Annotated in this window: 18 protein-coding genes and 1 pseudogene; 11 read left to right on the top strand and 8 right to left on the bottom strand. The window is 70.0% G+C overall.

Features of this window, described 5'->3' with window-relative positions; genetic code table 11:
• The first annotated feature begins 12 nt into the window (after window positions 1-12).
• Together ABZ725_RS23750 and ABZ725_RS23745 are read left to right on the top strand one after the other, a co-directional pair.
• Window positions 13-909 carry an alpha/beta hydrolase gene (locus ABZ725_RS23750; RefSeq protein WP_358804581.1) on the top strand — a complete coding sequence of 299 codons (897 nt, stop codon included), beginning with the start codon at window positions 13-15 and terminating at the stop codon, window positions 907-909.
• Between the two features lie 34 nt (window positions 910-943).
• On the top strand, window positions 944-1,684 hold the full coding sequence (locus tag ABZ725_RS23745) for a VOC family protein (RefSeq protein WP_358804580.1): 741 nt from the start codon (window positions 944-946) through the stop codon (window positions 1,682-1,684).
• A gap of 54 nt (window positions 1,685-1,738) precedes the next feature.
• Here ABZ725_RS23745 and ABZ725_RS23740 read toward each other — a convergent pair whose 3' ends face one another.
• Complete coding sequence (locus ABZ725_RS23740) at window positions 1,739-1,957, bottom strand: hypothetical protein (protein WP_358804579.1); 219 nt, start codon at window positions 1,955-1,957, stop codon at window positions 1,739-1,741.
• Between the two features lie 91 nt (window positions 1,958-2,048).
• Window positions 2,049-2,915 carry an NmrA/HSCARG family protein gene (locus tag ABZ725_RS23735; protein ID WP_358804578.1) on the bottom strand — a complete coding sequence of 289 codons (867 nt, stop codon included), beginning with the start codon at window positions 2,913-2,915 and terminating at the stop codon, window positions 2,049-2,051.
• A 238-nt stretch (window positions 2,916-3,153) separates the two neighbouring features.
• Between ABZ725_RS23735 and ABZ725_RS23730 the strand changes: the two genes are divergently transcribed.
• From ABZ725_RS23730 to ABZ725_RS23715, 4 genes are all read left to right on the top strand, one after another.
• Complete coding sequence (locus ABZ725_RS23730) at window positions 3,154-3,723, top strand: hypothetical protein (protein ID WP_358804577.1); 570 nt, start codon at window positions 3,154-3,156, stop codon at window positions 3,721-3,723.
• Complete coding sequence (locus ABZ725_RS23725) at window positions 3,720-5,102, top strand: carotenoid oxygenase family protein (RefSeq protein ID WP_358804576.1); 1,383 nt, start codon at window positions 3,720-3,722, stop codon at window positions 5,100-5,102. Before ABZ725_RS23730 ends, ABZ725_RS23725 begins: the two co-directional genes overlap by 4 nt.
• Before the next feature lie 3 nt (window positions 5,103-5,105).
• Window positions 5,106-6,044 (top strand): sigma-70 family RNA polymerase sigma factor, encoded by a 939-nt coding sequence (locus ABZ725_RS23720; protein ID WP_358804575.1) that lies wholly within the window; start codon window positions 5,106-5,108, stop codon window positions 6,042-6,044.
• Window positions 6,045-6,154: 110 nt separating this feature from the next.
• Window positions 6,155-7,066 (top strand): alpha/beta hydrolase, encoded by a 912-nt coding sequence (locus tag ABZ725_RS23715; RefSeq protein WP_358804574.1) that lies wholly within the window; start codon window positions 6,155-6,157, stop codon window positions 7,064-7,066.
• Here ABZ725_RS23715 and ABZ725_RS23710 read toward each other — a convergent pair.
• Together ABZ725_RS23710 and ABZ725_RS23705 are read right to left on the bottom strand one after the other, a co-directional pair.
• Window positions 7,042-7,509 (bottom strand): annotated as a pseudogene (locus tag ABZ725_RS23710) (hypothetical protein); the annotation flags it as partial. The gene ABZ725_RS23715 and the pseudogene ABZ725_RS23710 sit on opposite strands and share 25 nt — an antisense overlap.
• A 163-nt stretch (window positions 7,510-7,672) precedes the next feature.
• The gene (locus ABZ725_RS23705) at window positions 7,673-8,038 is read right to left on the bottom strand and encodes a nuclear transport factor 2 family protein (RefSeq protein ID WP_358804573.1); all 366 of its coding nucleotides are present in this window, start codon (window positions 8,036-8,038) and stop codon (window positions 7,673-7,675) included.
• Between the two features lie 109 nt (window positions 8,039-8,147).
• Between ABZ725_RS23705 and ABZ725_RS23700 the strand changes: the two genes are divergently transcribed.
• From ABZ725_RS23700 to ABZ725_RS23680, 5 genes are all read left to right on the top strand, one after another.
• Window positions 8,148-9,053, top strand: coding sequence for a LysR substrate-binding domain-containing protein (locus ABZ725_RS23700; protein ID WP_358804572.1), 906 nt, complete (start codon window positions 8,148-8,150; stop codon window positions 9,051-9,053).
• 111 nt (window positions 9,054-9,164) lie between these two features.
• A complete protein-coding gene (locus ABZ725_RS23695) occupies window positions 9,165-10,133 on the top strand; it encodes a hypothetical protein (RefSeq protein WP_358804571.1) in 969 nt (322 codons plus the stop codon).
• A 93-nt stretch (window positions 10,134-10,226) separates the two neighbouring features.
• Window positions 10,227-11,207 carry a pyridoxal-phosphate dependent enzyme gene (locus ABZ725_RS23690; RefSeq protein WP_358804570.1) on the top strand — a complete coding sequence of 327 codons (981 nt, stop codon included), beginning with the start codon at window positions 10,227-10,229 and terminating at the stop codon, window positions 11,205-11,207.
• A 96-nt stretch (window positions 11,208-11,303) separates the two neighbouring features.
• Window positions 11,304-11,528, top strand: coding sequence for a hypothetical protein (locus ABZ725_RS23685; RefSeq protein WP_358804569.1), 225 nt, complete (start codon window positions 11,304-11,306; stop codon window positions 11,526-11,528).
• Between the two features lie 16 nt (window positions 11,529-11,544).
• Window positions 11,545-11,667: a hypothetical protein gene (locus tag ABZ725_RS23680; RefSeq protein WP_358804568.1), complete on the top strand. Its 123-nt coding sequence runs from the start codon at window positions 11,545-11,547 to the stop codon at window positions 11,665-11,667.
• A gap of 104 nt (window positions 11,668-11,771) precedes the next feature.
• Here ABZ725_RS23680 and ABZ725_RS23675 read toward each other — a convergent pair whose 3' ends face one another.
• The 4 genes from ABZ725_RS23675 to ABZ725_RS23660 form a co-directional block, all read right to left on the bottom strand.
• Entirely contained in the window at window positions 11,772-12,623 is an 852-nt protein-coding gene (locus tag ABZ725_RS23675) for an aminoglycoside phosphotransferase family protein (protein WP_358804567.1), read from the bottom strand.
• Window positions 12,610-13,665: an RNA-binding protein gene (locus ABZ725_RS23670; RefSeq protein WP_358804566.1), complete on the bottom strand. Its 1,056-nt coding sequence runs from the start codon at window positions 13,663-13,665 to the stop codon at window positions 12,610-12,612. The genes ABZ725_RS23675 and ABZ725_RS23670 overlap by 14 nt, the downstream gene beginning before the upstream one ends.
• A 268-nt stretch (window positions 13,666-13,933) precedes the next feature.
• Window positions 13,934-15,448, bottom strand: a complete 1,515-nt coding sequence (locus tag ABZ725_RS23665; protein ID WP_358804565.1) for a glycoside hydrolase family 43 protein — start codon at window positions 15,446-15,448, stop codon at window positions 13,934-13,936.
• Between the two features lie 308 nt (window positions 15,449-15,756).
• A complete protein-coding gene (locus ABZ725_RS23660) occupies window positions 15,757-16,548 on the bottom strand; it encodes an ATP-binding cassette domain-containing protein (protein WP_358804564.1) in 792 nt (263 codons plus the stop codon).

The following is a 16,548-nucleotide window of genomic DNA, read 5'->3' as shown; positions in this document are numbered from 1 at the left end:
AGGATGGCCGTCATGGATCCCGAACTCGAAGCATTCATCCCCCTCCTCCCCCGCACCGACCTGACCGACCTGGTCGGCTACCGCAAGATCTACGCAGACCTGGCCGCGTCGAGGCCTGCGCCGGACACCTCGGGGCTGGAGATAGAGGACCGTACGGTGCCCGCCGATCCGGACGTGCCGGTGCGGATCTACCGCCCGCAGCAGCCCCAGGGCGCCGTCATCTGGCTGCACGGCGGCGGATGGGTCGTCGGCTCCCTGGACACCGAGCACCTGTGGGCCGCCCCGATGGCGGACCTCTCCGGCGCGGTCGTGATCACCGTCGACTTCCGCCTGTCGCCCGAGCACCGGTTCCCGGCCGCCCTCGACGACGTCTACGCCGTGCTGACCTGGACGCACGACCACGCGGCCGAACTCGGCATCGACCCGGACCGGATCGCGGTCGCAGGCCACAGCGCCGGCGCGGGGCTCGCGGCCCAGGTGGCGTTGCGCGCCCGTGACCGGCAGGGGCCGCCGATCCGCTTCCAACTGCTCAACGAGGCCGAGCTCGACGACCGGCAGGAGACGTGGTCGCAGCGGAACTTCACCGATACGCCCTGGATCGATCGCGACGTGGTCGCCGCATCGTGGCGGCACTATCTGGGCTCCCAGCCCGCCACGCCCTACGCCGCACCGGCGCGCGCCGACGACCTGTCCGGCCTTCCGCCGGCCTACATCGCCACCGCGGAGTTCGATCCGAATCGCGACGATGACATCGCCTACGCGCTGCGCCTGCTCCAGGCGGGTGTGTCGGTCGAGCTGCACCAGTGGCCCGGCACTTTCCACGGGTCGCTGGCGATCCAGTCCGCCGACGTCTCACAGCGGCAACTCGCCGAACTCGGCGCCGTCCTGCGCCGCGCCCTGGCGGAGTGAGGCAGTCGCAGAGCGGGTGCATAGGATCGCCGGCATGGCGCTGCGACCTGTTCAGGTGAACATAAAGGCTCTTGACGGCTCGGCGGTCGGCCGGTTCTGGGCGGAGGCGCTCGGCTGGAGTGTTTTCCGACCCGGTGTGACCACCTACGTCGGACCCGGCGGCGACCTCGTCTGGCCGGACCCGGTCGCCGTCTGCATCGACGTCGTTCCCGTCCCGGAACCCAAGACAACGACCAAGAACCGTGTGCACCTCGATCTCACCACCACCTCCGCGGCCCATCAGGCGGAGTTGGTCGCACGCCTGAAGGCTCTCGGTGCCACGCCCGCCCATGTGGGCCAGGGCGAAGTGCCGTGGACGGTCCTCGCCGACCCGGAGGGCAACGAGTTCTGTGTGCTGGAGCCGCGGGAGATCTACCGGGACACCGGGCCGATCGCCGCGGTGGTGGTCGACTGCGCGGATCCGCGGGCCATGGCCCGGTTCTGGGGTGAGGCGATCGACTGGACCCTGCACGAAGTGACCGACGATCATGCGACGTTGCGCTCCGCCAAAGGTGTCGGCCCGTATCTCGAGTTCCTCCGCACGCCCGACGTGAAGACCGTGCCGGACCGCGTCCATCTCGACCTGCTGCCGTACCCCGGTGACGACAAAGACGCGGAGGTGGCCCGACTGCGGGCCCTCGGTGCCACCGACCTCGACCTCGGCCAGGGCGACGTCCCATGGACGTGCCTGACCGACCCGGAGGGCCACGAATTCTGCGTCCTCGCCCCGTCCTGACGCCGTCCCGACGCGGAGCCCTGACGCCCCCGACCCGTTGGCTGCCCGGGTCGGTCAGGCGACGGGCGTGATGTCCTCCACCTGGGCGGCCAGGCCCGGCGCGGGCGGCCGTCGTTTGAGGGCCAGGCTCCAGCCATGCCGCCCGATACGCCCCGCCACCCGGACAGACGGGGCGGCATGCCTGTGCGGGTGGTCGGCCAGCAGGAGCCGCAGCACGGGCTCCCAGGTCGAGAAGTCGCGTATCGATGCCACGGAGGGCCCTTGATCAGCCATGCGCAGACCGTACGCGGAACCACTGACAACCGCGGTCGCCGGGCCCGCAGTCGCCGGGCCCGCACTTGTCAGGGACCGACAACGCCGCACATCAGGGGGACAGGAGTGTGTGCCAGTCCTGGGCGGCTGCCCAGTCGGCGAAACTGTGCCAGCCGACTTCGGGGTAGTCCCGTCGCAGCCCGACGACGTCGACGTCGAGCCCGACGGTGGTGAAGTACTCGAACATGGCCGCCAGATCGGCGGATCGCGTCCGGACGTGGGCCAGCGGGACCTCTTGGTGGGTGATCGGCCGGTCGGCGGCCGCAGCGAGGATCTCGGCGATCTGGCCGGGGGTGCGCTCGTCGGAGGCGATGTCGATGCGGCGGCCGGCGAACTCGTCGCGGCGCTGGAGCGCGAGCGCCGCGAACGCGCCGATGTCGACGGCGGGGATGAGCGTGAGCGGCCGGTCGGCGGGCATGGGCCAGGCGAACGTGTCGTCGCGCAGCCCGTCGAGGGCCCAGCCGCCGGCGTAGTTGTCCATGAAGGCCGCCGGGGCGATCACGGTCCAGGGCACACCGGCTGCGCGAAGGTGCCGCTCGACCAGGTGCTTGCTCTCGTAGTGCGGGACTTCGGTGCCGCGGTCCGCGTGGGCGACGGAGGTGAGCACGATGTGCCCGAGGCGGGCAGCTGCCGCGGCGTCGACGAGGGCCTTGCCCTGCCGCGTTTCGATGGCGGTGTCGGCGCCGAAGGGGGTGGTGACCGCGAAGAGTGAGTCCGTCCCGGCGAGGGCGGCGTCGAGGGAGGCGCGGTCGTCGAAGTCGGCGTGGCGCACGTCGGCTCCCAGGCCGCGCAGGGCGTCGGCGGTGGGCGAGTCGAGGCGGCGGGTGAGTGCGCGCACATGGTGGCCTGCGGCCAGCAGGGCGCGGGCGGTGGCTCCGCCCTGGGCTCCGGTGGCTCCGGTGACGGCGACGGTGAGCATGGATTCTCCAGACTGGTAAGGGCACTTCGTTCGCTGCGTGGAACATTAACTGCGTCACGCAGTTAAGCGCCAGGAGATATTGCTGCGCTGTGAAGTGCTGCGCTGCGAAGTGATTGGCGTGCTAGCCCCGTAGCCCCGTAGCTCCTGTGACGAGCGTCACCATCGAAGGTTCGAACTTCGGCATGCGCCGTGCATCTAGTCCGCGTCTGACATCTGGCCCTTCACCAAGGAACGAACAATGGGTTATCTGCGCGGCTTCATCCCCTGGATCGTCTCGGGCGTCGTCTCGTCCTTCGACTGGCGTTGGGGTGCGATCGGGGGCCTCGTCTCGGGTCTGCTGCTTCTGTTGCAGGACCGCAGGCGAGGAGTGGCCCTCGACGCTCTGGTCCTGGACATCGCCACCATCGCCTACTTCGTCGTGGTCGGCGCGGTGGCTGTCGTCAGCCCGAACTCGGCTCTGGCAGACCACACCGACGTCGTCTCCTTTGCCTGGCTGGCCGCCACCGCCTGGGGGAGCCTGGCGATGGGCCGCGCCTTCACGCTGGGCATCGCCAAGCGGCAGACTCCGCGCGAGTACTGGGACATGCCGGAGTTCGTCCAGGTCAACAACCACATCACCAGTGCGTGGGGAGTCGGCTTCAGCTTCATCGGCGTCAGCCTGCTCATCTGCGGCGCGGTGGAGGCCCCGGCCTGGGTGGGTATCACCGCCCATGTGCTCGGGCTCGTCGGCCCCGCCGTCTTCACGAAGGTCTACCCCGCCCGGGTCCAGGCCCGAATGGAGGCCCAGGCGTCGGTGGCAGCCGGATGACCGACGAGACGACCCTTCCCCTGTATCTGCGGGGCCGCTTCGCCCCGGTCCCCGAGGAGCACAGCGCGGCCGATCTCACCGTACGGGGCTCGCTGCCGCCCGAGTTGGACGGCCGCTATCTGCGCAACGGCCCCAATCCCCTGCCCGGCGAGGAGAAGGGGCACTGGTTCACCGGTCCCGGCATGCTCCACGGCGTCCGACTGCGAGACGGACACGCCGAGTGGTACCGCAACCGATGGGTGCGCACCCGGGAGTTGGAGGGACATCCCCTCATCCGCGAGGACTTCACCGTCGACCTGGCCGCGACGCCCGCCAACACCCACGTCATCCGGCATGCCGGCACCGTGCTGGCGCTGTGCGAGGTCGGTCTGCCCTACTGGGTCACTCCGGAGCTGGAGACCGTCGGGCCGTACGACTTCGGCGGCCGGCTGCGCACCGCGATGACCGCCCACCCCAAGGAGGACCCGGTCACCGGCGAACTCCACCTGTTCGGGACCGGGTTCGCCCCGCCCTACCTCACCTATCACCGAGTCACGGCGGAAGGGGCCCTGCTGGACAGCCGGCCGATCGACGTGCCGGGCCCGACGATGATGCACGACTTCGCCATAACCGAGCGCCATATCGTCTGGATGGACCTGCCGGTCGTCTTCGATCCCGATCTGGCCGGGCGCGGCGGTATGCCCTACCGGTGGGACGAGGCGTACGGCGCACGGCTCGGGGTCATGCCCCGCACACCCGGCAGCACCGAGGTGCGGTGGTACGAGATCGATCCCTGCTACGTCTTCCATGTGGGCAACGCCTACGAGGACGCGCAGGGGTGCATCGTGCTGGACGCGGTGCGCTACGACCACACCGGATTCCAGCGGAGCTGGTCGGACATCGGCGGTCCCACCGGGCCGAGCGGTCTGGCGATGCCCCCGCCGGGCGACTCGCCGACCCCGGCCGTTCTGCACCGCTGGCTGCTGGACCCGGCCACCGGCCGCGTCACCGAATCCCGACTGGACGACCGGGCGGCCGAGTTCCCCACGCACAACGAGACCCGCACCGGGCGCCCCCACCGCTACCTGTACACCGTCTCCGGTGACGGCATCGCTAAGCACGACCTCACCCACGGCACCAGGAGCATCCATGAGACGCCAGGCAGCCGTCATGCCGGGGAGGCGGTCTTCGTACCGGCGGCGGACGGCACCGGCGAGGACGACGGCTGGCTCCTGACGCTCGTCTCGGACGACAACGGCGAGGCGGGCGAACTCCTTGTGCTGGACGCCGCGGAACTCTCCGTCCAGGCCGTGGTGGAATTGCCTCACCCCGTGCCGGCCGGGTTCCACGGAAGCTGGCTGCCGGAGTTTCACCGTGACGCATCGCCACGGAGGCGTTGACCTATGGCACCCCTCGACCCGCCCACCGACGAGGAACTCACCCGCCGGGCGCAAGCCGGTGAGACCGGATCCCTCGGGCTGCTGCTGGCCCGGCATCAGGCGCCGATGCGCGCGGTGGCGCTGAGCCTGCTCGGCTACGGCCCCGACGCGGAGGACGCGATGCAGGATGCGGCGCTGACCGCGCTGCGACGTATCGGCGACGTACGGGATCCCGCGGCCGTGGGGGCGTGGCTGCGGGCGATCGTGCGCAACAGCGCCCGGATGCGGCTGCGCGCCACACGGGAGATGCCCGGGCTGGACGGCCTCGACCACCTGTACCCGTGTGACCACGAGCCGTCGCACCCCGAGCGCGTCGTCGAGCAGCATGCGATGCGGGACTGGCTCTGGGACGCGGTGGAGGAACTGCCCGAGCAGCAGCGGCTGGTGCTGATGCTGCGGCATTTCAGCGGCATCACCTCGTACCAGGAGATCGCCGCCACGTGCGAGATACCGGTCGGCACGGTGCGCAGCCGGCTCAACCAGGCCCGGGCGAAGCTGTCCCAGGTGCTGCTGTCGACCGCGACACAAGCGCACGACGACGCTGCCGCCCTCACCGAGGACAGCAGACAGGAGGCCCTGGTGACTTTGGAGGGCGCTGCGCGTGGCAGCCTGTCCCGGGAGATAGCCGAGTTGTGGCCCGCGGAGACCGAACTGCTCGGCGTGCTCAGCCGACCGGGAGAACGCACCCATCCCGTCCCGGCCATGCGACAGAACCGGGAAGCCGGGGTGCGCCAGCATCTGCGCCATGTCGTGGCCAGCCGGGACATCACGATCTGGGAGATGGACGTCACCAACCCCGCAGGCGCCGTCAACCCCTGCCCGCCGACCCTGGCCTGGCTCATGATCCGCAGCGACAGGAGGGTTCGCACCCTCCGGGTGGTCTTCCCCGAGCCGACGCCGTGAGCATGGCAACACCCCAGCGTGACCCAGATCATGCCAACGGGATCGAACTTCCTCCCTGCTCCCGCATCTTGTCGGTGTTCATCGAACGACCCTCAAGATCGGGAGCTGTGATGGTCCTACCTGGCACTGACCCTCTGGCCGCGGGAGTCCACACCGTCGAGGTGGAGGGCGCAGTCCTGCGCTACCACGTCCACGGCACCGGGCCGCTGTGCGTGGCGCACCCCGGCGGGCCGGGTATCGCATGGGAGTACCTGCGTGCACCGGAGCTGGAGAAGAAGCTCACCCTGGTGTATGTCGAGCCGGTCGGCACCGGCGGCTCCGATCGGCTGCCCAGCCATCCCCACGGCTACACCAGGGCCCTATACAGCAGGCATCTGGCCGCAGTGATCGATCACCTCGCCGTGCCGCGTGTGCATCTGCTGGGCCATTCCCACGGCGGTTTCGTCGCCCAGTACCACGCGCTGCACCGTCCCGACCAACTCGCGGGAATCGTGCTGTACGACAGTGCGCCGGTCACCGGGGACGAGCACGCGGCCGAAGTGATGCGCTCAGTGCAGGAGTTCGCCGCCCGGCAGGCCGACCACCCGGAGCTGCCGGCCGTGCTGAAGGCCTTCGCGGCCATCCCGGCCATAGCCGACGACGCGGCCATGCTGGCCGCCGCGAGAGGCGTGCTGCCGGCCTACATCGCCGGTTACTGGGCCGAACCGCAGCGGTGGGCGCCGCTGCGGGAGTCCCTACGGGCGACCTACATCTCGGGGCTGGACGAGCACGACGCACCCGATCAGGTCGACGACCGCGTGCCGCTTGCCGCTCTTTCCCTGCCCGCGCTGGTGGTCGCGGGACGGTACGACGTCGTATGCGGGGCGCGATGGGCCGAGGAACTGCACAAACTGATCCCCGCCTCGCAGCTGGTGATCCTGGAACGCAGCGGCCACTTCGGCCATCTGGAAGAGCCCGGGCGATTCGCCGACGAAGTCGCCGCGTTCGTAACCGCGGATCACGCGACCGACCGGCCCGAGTAGCGCCGCGTCCTGTTCCAACTGCTCGATGTCGACGATTTCGCGCGCTCGGACGCTCGGGCCGAGAGTCCGCGGGGCCGAGGAGGACGACCCGGGGCAGCCGGATCGCCTCCAGGCCCGGCTCGAACCGCGGGGGGATCACCCCACCACTCCTCCGGCTCCCAGGCCTGGAGCAGGTCGAAGAGGCATTGGTCGCCGTCGAGCTTCACGGAGTTCACCGCGGCGGGCTTGTGCGGCCAGGGGCTCGTCGTTGCGCAGCAGGTGGACAGGAACTCGTCGGCACCGTCGAGTGCCGCCTCGTCCGGCAGCGGCTGCGGGGCGCCCACGGTGATCTGGGCGTCGTAGGTGTGCAGCGCGATCTCCTGGAGCTGATGTCGAGCGACTGCACCGGACGTCTGCGGCGACTGCGACGTACCCCACCACGTCCGGTCGGCACCTGCACGTCGAGGCCGGGAGCGGGGGTGCCGACGCCGAGCGCGTCGTCCCGGTGCTCGAAGCAGGCGGGACGGGACGGGCGGGCTCGGCGGGGTGTGCTTCATGCCGGACCGGCTCCGCGATGCGCTGCGATGCGATGCGATGCGCTGCGCGGAGTCACGGAAGTCGAGGAGTTCAGCGGGTCGGCGGGACGAACTCGGGCTGGTCGAGCAGGCGCAGCCAGCTTCCGTCAGGCTGGCGCCGGACGACCTGCGCCCGGGCGCCGGCCCCGTCCTTCGGCGGGGTCGATGTGAGGGCGATACCGCCGCTGATCAACGTCGGCAGCGGTTGTTCCGGTTCGAAACGAGGACGGTTGGTCAGTACTTTCTCCCACAGCGCACGGATCGCCTCCCGCCCCACCGTCAGCTCCCCAGGCGGGTAGGCCAACACCGCTTCCTCTTCGTAGAGCGCGGCGACTCCGGCCGCGTCACCGGCGTTGGATCGCTCGACGAACAAGCGCGTGATGTCCTCGGGCCGCAGGGCCTTCTCGTACTCCGGCATGGGTTCCTCCTGACGTCTGGCTTCGGTGCTCCCCAGCCTGGTCGCCCGCCGATCAGAAGTCCAACAGATGGATTTGCTGGAAGCTAGAATCTGCAGTCATGGAGCAGTCATGGAACTGAGGCAGCTGGAATACTTCGTCGCAGTCGCCGAAGAGCGGAACTTCACCCGGGCGGCCGAGCGTGTGCACATCAGCCAGTCCGGCGTCAGCGCCCAGATCCGGCAGCTGGAACGTGAACTCGGCGCCGAGCTGTTCGACCGCTCGGCGCGCACCGCCACCCTCACGGTCGCCGGAAAGGCCGCGCTCGAACACGCCCGCGCCGCACTTGCCGCAGCTGAAGCGGTCGGCCAGGCAGTGGGGCAGGTGACCGATCTGATCCGGGGTCGGCTCACGGTCGGGATGGTCATGGGCTGCACCCTCACCCCGCTGTTCGACGCCCTGGCCGCTTTTCACCGGGCGCATCCCGGTGTCGAGATCTCCCTGCTGGAGGACAACTCCGACCGGCTCGTCGAGGAGGTGCGCGCCGGCGCCATCGACCTGGCTCTCATCGGCACCGCGACCGCCACCCCCGACGGGCTGGACGCCCTGACCATCGTCAGCGAGCGGCTCGTCGCAGCGGTTCCGGCCGAGCACCCCTTGGCGAAACGACGGCGGGTCACTCTGCGCGACCTGACCGCCCACCCAATCGTATGCATGCCACCCGGCACCGGCCTGCGCACGGTGTTCGACCGGGCCTGCGCTGCACAGAGCCTCCAACCCACGATCGCCTTGCAAGCCAGCGCCGCGGACGCCATCGCCGACCTCGCGACCCGCGGACTCGGCGTCGCCATCCTCAGCAGTTCGATGGCCGTGAGCTACCGTGACCGGCTCACCGCCCGCATCATCGATGACGTCGAAGCACCGGCGCTGCTGGCCCTGATCTGGAAAAGCATGCAAAGCACGCACAACCCGGCGGTGCGCGAGTTGCTCAAGCACAGCCGGGAAGCGTTCGCCCAATCCGACCCCACTGAACAGTAACTGCCTCTGCTCGACGGACACTTGGACGCATGCGGCCCTGGCAGGGGCCGTGCCGAGGCCCTAGGGTCAAACCCTTGGGGGCCGAAGAGGAAACCTGGAGGACCGCGGAGCGTGCGAGAGACAGTGACACCCTCGGTGCTGCCCACCCCTGCGGCGGGACCGAGGAAGCGGGTACAGGACGCGGCCCCGGAGCGAGCCGTTGGGCAGCAGGTGCCGCACCCTGCCGGGCTCGCCGTCCTCCAGCGGACGGCAGGCAACGCGGCTGTGACGCGCTGGCTGCAGCGCCAGGAAAACCCCGAGGCAAGGGAGGACGCACAGCGGCACGCCGCTGATCCCACCGTGCACGGGGAGTGGGGCACCTTCCGCGCCATGATGGCTCGGGCCGGCTTCCCCGACGACGTCACGGACATCGCCTGGCAGCTCATCCTCGGCGGCATCGCCGAACAGGGACAGCTCAACGACGACGCCATGGCGAAGTTCAGCGAACGCCAGAAGCAACGCGACCACCGCGCGTCGAACAGCTGGTATCAGGAGCTGGTGAAGCTCGTCGGCGACTATCTGGCGATCGACACGCCGACGCTGGCACTCTGGTCGGGCGGCAGGGCGGTCAGCGACTACGCCCGGGCCAAGGGCCACACCCCTCTGGAGGCCAGCCCCTTCGGCGGCGTGGTCGACAAGCTGACCCTGACCTCGGACTGGATGCTGAAGACGCCGATGTGGAACGTCCTGTCCAAGGCGTTCGTGAGCCGGGCTCGCGGCCCCGTCCATATCTTTCTGCGGGCGTACAACCCCGACAGCGTCCTCATCGCGCAGGAAGTCCCGCAGCTCCGCGTGGTCATGGCGCTCAACCCTGCGGTGCAGCTCATCTGGCACCCGGTGTACGCCGCTGCCGACGGCAAGCTGATGGAGGTCACCAAGAACCTCGAGCTGGCCTCCGACGCGGCCTACCCCAGCCGGGACAAGTGCGTGCAGGTCCTCTACGACTACCTCCGGCTCATCCACGACCCGGCCAACGCCCACTCGCAACTCGCCTACGAGGGGATGAGCGCCCGTCTCGCCGCCAACGGAATCCCGCAGTAGCGCCGGGCTGACCCACGCGAACCTCGGGCAGCGCCTGAACCATCCCGTCGATCCATGGGATTTGAACCATGACCCGCACTAGGCTGCTGCTTCGTGCAGGAGACACGCCTCGACATTGCCCGGATCCGGGCGGCTCGCCGGGTGATCGACCCGGTCTTTCTCGACACCCCGCTGTACCGCTGTGAGGCGCTGGAGCCCGAGCTCGGGTGTGCGGTGAGCGTCAAGCTCGAAACGGCGAACCCGGTGCGCAGCTTCAAGGGCCGCGGCACCGAGGTGATCGCGAACCTGCTGGCCGACAACGGCTCGCGAGCCGCGGTGTGCGCCAGCGCGGGCAATCTCGGCCAGGCCCTCGCCTGGTCCGGTCGCGGCCGGGGGCTCGAGGTGAGCGTCGTGGCGTCCCGCTTCGCGACTGTGGCCAAGCTCGACCGCATCCGCGCGTTGGGCGCCAGGCTGGAGCTGGTGGACGGCGACCACGAGCTGGCTCGCGAGCGGGCGGCGGCCATCGCGCGGTATGACGGCATCCGGCTGGTCGAAGACAGTCTGGACATCGAGACCTGTGAGGGCGCGGCGACCATCGGCCTGGAACTGGCGGACGCCGCACCGTCGTTCGACACGGTCCTGATCGCTCTCGGCGGCGGGGCGCTGGCCACCGGCGTGGGCCATGTGCTGAAGGCGCTGGCACCCGAAGTCGAGGTGATCTGCGTCCAGCCGCTGGGCGCACCGGCGTTGACACTCTCGTGGCGCAGGCGACGTGTCGTCACCACTGACGCGACCGACACCATCGCCGACGGCGTCGCCGGCCGACGTCCCATCCCGGCCGTCCTGGACGACCTCCTCCTCGTCGCTGACGACGCCGTCCTGGTGCAGGAGGCGTCGATCATCGCCGGTATGCGGATGCTTTTCGACCATGCCGGCCTGGTGGTCGAACCGTCGGCCGCGCTCGGCATCGCTGCGATCCTCGAAGACCGTGACCGCTTCGCCGGTCGACACGTAGTCACCATCGTGTGCGGCAGCAACGTCGACGTGGACGCCTATCACCGCTGGATCGGTGGGGCTCCCCTCCACCGGTCTTGACAAGCTTGAGCCGACCGCCGCCCGGCGTCTCACCTTCTACCGCTCAACGACGGCAGCGGGCTCTGCCTGCGGGTCCCCGGCACCGGGGACGGGCTCGTGCCGGTGCAGGACACCTGCACCGGCGCTGCTGACCGCTCCTGGACGCTGGCCGCGTCGACCGGCGGCGCCATCCGCACGCTACGCAACGCGCACAGCGGCCGATGCCTGGCCGTGGCGGGCGCGGAGAACTTCTCCCCGGCCCGCCGACCCGCCGGCCCGCCGGCTCGCCTGCACCGCCCGGCCCGACGGGCAGCACTGGGAGCAGCTGTGGGGGACCGGTGACCGGGCCGGGCACTTCATGCTGCGCAGCGTCGGCAACGCCAAGTGCCTCGTGGTTCAGGGCCGCGAGGCGGCCCGGCCCGCGGCGCAGACGTCCTGCGGCGAGGAGTACGACGACCAGAGGTGGCACTTCGCCCCCTAGGCCTCGGCGACGCGCCTGTTCGGGATCCCACGATCGGCCAACGCCAGGATCACGGTGGATCCCGACGTCGACAGCCTGCCGACCAGGCCCTCGAAGGTCCGCGATCAGCCACGGACATCCAGGCCGTTGTGACCGAGTGCTGCTCGGATCTGGCCGAGCCACTCTGCGCCCAGCCGGCGCCCGTTCGGGAGTTGGTCGTCTCGATCCCAGCGCCACGTCGTGATGATCGCCAGCACGAGGATCCGGCACTCGCGCAGCAAGTCTTGATCGACACCGGGACAGTGCTCGCTGACTTCTTCGGGCGCATGGGCGAGGTCGAATTCGACCGGCCCACGGCAACACGTCTCAAGGTCGATGAACAGCAGCCCGTTCTCCGTGGTGAGCAGGTTGCCCGGGTGCGGCTCGCCGTGCAGCAGCTGCTCGGCGCCGCCGCGCTCGCCGATCACTCGTCTCAGGCTTCGTAGCGTGTCGCCGAGAAGCTCCCGGTCCGCCTCGGCGAGTGCCGGAGTGCGGTCGCGGTTCGCCACGAGCTGTTGTGCCTGTTCGACTCGATCCGTGAAATGCGGGGTCGGGACGTCGAGCCTGCGCATGCCGGCGTGCAGCCGTTCGAGCGCATGGGCGTAGTCGGCCGGTGAGACCTCGTGAGGTGTCACGGGTTCGTAGTAGGTCCATAGCGTGACCACGAAGCCATCACGCTCATGGACGCGTGGCTCCACTCGAGGCTCGAGAGCAGCCACGGGACACCCGGATTCGACGAGCCGCTGAGCAAGCTCGACTTCGAACTGCGCGACCTGATGCGCCACGGGTGCCACCCGGGCCAGGACGTCACAAGGCAGCAGACGCAGAGTGAGCTTGTTCGAGTCATGAAGAACGAGCGCGTCGTCGACCGTCAGGCCAAGCGATGAGGCGATCGACATGGCCGCGGCCACCGCACGCGGAAACTCAGACGCCTGCATCGTCGCCCGGCCCCTTTCCCTTGCCGGTGACGATCTGTCCGCGGCGAAGAGTCTTCAGAAAGGCCCAGTTCAGGTCGCTGAGGGTCGGCTCGGTCCTCCATCGGGCCCGCAGGACGCCGTCGCTGTCGGTCATCACAGCGGTGAATAGAGGGTGCCGTGAGTCGACGTCCAGGGGCAGGGCGGCAGCGGCGCGAGCACCCGCGATCCGAGCAGCCGGCGCCCGGTACTCGCTTTCGTCCGCGATCGTGCTGGTGATCACCCCGTTCCCGTCTTCCCAGACGAGTTCCACCGGGCCTTTCTCGGGGAGCGTGGCGAGAACTGCATCGATGTCGGCGGACAGGTCCGGCCAGACGGTCAACTTGGCACGCGGGCTGAGCCTCGCGCGCACCGCATCCAGGGTGTCCTCCGTGAGGCGGTGCCAGCGGGAGGCATTGTCGACGTAGCCCTCCTCCAGTACGGCTGCCTGTCGCACCGCGACGGACCGGCGCAGACGGGCCCAGAAGTCGTCGTCGGCGGGTCGTTGTACGCCGGGCTCGTCGAAGTCGGCCTCGTAGGGCGACGCCTGCAATCGTTCCGGGAAGAGGCCGAGTGCCCGGGTATGTGCAAGGGCGTTCTCGCTCGGCTTGTCGGTACGGACGTAGACGTATTGGTCCCACCCGACGTGCACGGCGAACGTGTCCTCGACTTCCAGACGGCACCAGGCGCCGTTGTCGCGGAGCATGGCGCGTACCAGCTCCAGACCGACGGAAAGAGGGATCTCTGCGCCGTCGTGGAATCCGCTGAGATCGGGTGGGAAGAGCCCGCCCAGACCGTGGCCCTCTACGGCCGGCTCCAGGCCGAAGTGGGCAAGGCCGGTGATCTGGGGCTCGCGAATGGCCAGATGGTCGACGCCTGCGGCCGCGGCGAAGGCAGCGACAGCCTGCAGGTAGGCCGACTCGACCGCCCCGTGGTCGCTGGTCGGCTCCTCACTGCCGATGTAGTGGCCGTGCTCGTCGCGGTCGGCGGGATCGTACTTGGTGATCCGGTGGACGAAAGGCGGCACACTGCTCCCCGTGGTTGTCCGCGATGCTCGCTCAGCGGTCGATCTCGTCATCGAGAGCGTAGGGCAGGCTGGGTCGACTCCAGCATGACCCCGCCTCCTGGCCGAGCTCGACGCCGAAGAGACCGGGAGCCGGCCGCCCGGACCGCGCAGCGCGCCGCGCAGGCTCGCCACGCTGGGCGACGCGGTCGGCACCGCGCTCGACTCCGGTCCGGTCGGCGGCCCCAACTTCGGGCTGCCCGGCCTGGACGCCGCTGCAGATGGTCTGCAGTCAGGCGGCCTGCGGCTCGTACTCGAACCAGTCGAAGTGGAGCGTGCCTTCGGCCGCGTACATGCCGATGACGCGACCGGTGAAGCCGCCGGCCACCTCGGTCGACAGGTAGCGGCCGTCGAGTGTCGCGAGCACGGTGAACGTGCCGTCGGGCTCCTCGACGCCGAGGGAGACTACGTCGGGTCCGGTGCGCGCGTCGTGCGGAGCCGGCGGGGCGCCGACCGCGATGCCGAGGACCAGCGGCAGGCCGGGCACGGGCCGCTCGGCCACGAGGGTGCGCAGCGGGCCGACGCGTGCGAGCACCCGCACCTGCGTGGCGGACGCCTCGATCTCGTAGTGGTGCTGCTCGTCGAGGCGGACGGCGAGACCGCCGCGTCCCTCCGCCGGGTCGACGAGGGCACGCGCCCGGCACGCCAGGTGCTGCTGGCGCCGGCCGACGAAGACGACGTCGGGCTCGTCCAGGGAGCCGCCCCGCGCGCGGAGGGTCAGCCATCCGGAGCGCTTCTCGGTGGTGCAGTGCTCGGCGGGTCGGTCACGCAGGGAGATCCAGGACGGCCGTAGTTCGCCGAGGTCGAAGTCGTCCCGGGGCGCCTCACCGGGGTGGGGAGCGAGCGGCCATGGGGGAGTGGGCAGGTGCAGTTCCACCTCGCCGACGACCGGCCAGCCGTCCACCCAGGTCACGGGGGCCAGGAACGTCTCACGGCCGAGCACGTGCCAGCCCGGTGTGCCACCGCCCGGCCGTACGCCGAGCAGCAGCATCCACCAGGAACCGTCGGGGGCCTGCACCAGATCCGCGTGGCCGGTGTTCTGGACGGGGTGATCGGTGCCGCGGTGGGTGAGGATCGGGTTGGCCGGGCACGGCTCGAACGGGCCGGTGGGTGCGCTGCCGCGGGCGATGGAGACGCCGTGGCCGCGCTCGGTGCCGCCCTCGGCGATGAGCAGATACCAGTGGTCGCCGATCCGGTACAGATGCGGCGCCTCCGGAGCCTTGGCGCCGGGGCCGCCCGACCAGAGTCGCCTCGGTGGGCCGTAGGTCTCGCCGGTGTACGGGTCGACGCGGATCTGTCCGACCCCCGCGAAGGTGCACCAGCAGGTGCCGTCCTCGTCCCAGGCGAGGTCCGGGTCGATGCCGGGGATGTCGGGCAGCGGGAGGGGATCCGACCAGGGGCCGGCGGGGTCGGTGGCGGTGACGAGCAGGTTGCCGCCGCCTTCGCTCACATTGGTGACGATCAGCCAGAAACGGCCGTCGTGGTGGCGCAGGGTGGGGGCGTAGATCCCGCCGGAGGACGGCACGCCGACGGGCAGACGCAGTTGGCTCGGCCGGTCCAGGACGTTGCCGATCTGCGTCCAGTGCACCAGGTCGCGGCTGTGGAAGAGGGGGACGCCGGGGAAGTACTCGAAGCTGGAGCACGCGAGGTAGTAGTCGTCGCCGACGCGGCAGACGCTGGGGTCGGGGTGGAAACCGGGGATCACGGGGTTGGCGAGGGCGTCGTCCGCCCGGTGCTGGTGGGGCATCCCCTGCGTCCTTTCGTCGTCGAAGCGCTTCACCTGACAGCGAAGCTAGCGACATGTTTCCGACGAAACAATAGGAGGAATCAAGGGAATGGCTCTTTGTTCTGCTGTATTGACGGTCCAGCAGGGTGGTGCTCGGTGTCGATGCGCTTCGACGAATGCCAGGAAGTCGTCTCCCCGGGCGGCGTAGACGTGGGTCCTCCTTGAGCCCGTACCGAGCGGAGAGTGAGCTCCGCTCGGTACGGGCGGAGGGCAGCGCGGGCCTTCCACCGCGCGCGCTGCTGCTCTGGGCCGCCGGCTCGCGGCAGTCGTCAGGCCTCGGCCTGGAGCTGCGCCAGCTCGGCCTCGAGGTGAGCCATGGCTTCGCCGCCGGCCATGAGGTCGGTGATCTCTTCGCGAGTGCGCTCGCCCTTGCGGAAGTCGTCGGCCTTCTGACCGCGGATCAGGACGGCGAAGTGGTCGCCGACCATCATGGCGTGGCGGACGTTGTGGGTGACGAGGATGACCGCGACGCCCTTGGCCCGGGCCTGCATGATGATCCGCAGGACGTGTGCGGCCTCCTTGACGCCGAGGGCTGCGGTGGGCTCGTCGAGGATGAGGACGTTGGCCCCGAAGTACACGGCGCGGGCGATCGCGAGGGCCTGGCGCTCACCCCCGGACAGGCTGCCCACCAGACGGGCGCCGTCGGTGACCCGGGTGATGCCCAGGGACTGCATCTCGCGGACGGCGATCTCACCGGCCATCTTCTTGTCGAACAGCTTGAACGGGCCCCATCCCTTGGTGGGCTCGGCCCCGACGAAGAAGCAGCGGCCGACGCCCATCAACGGGAACGTCCCGCCGAACTGGTGGACGGTGGCGATGCCCCGAGAGCTGGCGTCCCGGGGGCTGTCGAAGACGACCGGCTCGCCGTTGACCTCGATCGTGCCGGTGGTGGGCTTGTGGAACCCGGAGAGGATCTTGATGAGGGTCGACTTGCCGGCGCCGTTGTCGCCGAGCAGACACAGCACCTTCCCGGGATCCACCTCGAGGGAGATGTCCTGCAGGGCGTTGGTGCCGACGAACGACTTGCTGACGTCGGTCAGGCGCAGAAGGGGCGCGGTCAT

This window comes from Streptomyces sp. NPDC006872 (assembly GCF_040635845.1).
Classification (GTDB): Bacteria; Actinomycetota; Actinomycetes; order Streptomycetales; family Streptomycetaceae; genus Streptomyces.
The sequence above is the reverse complement of the archived record's forward strand: the minus strand, read 5'-3'. Positions and strand labels throughout refer to the sequence as shown.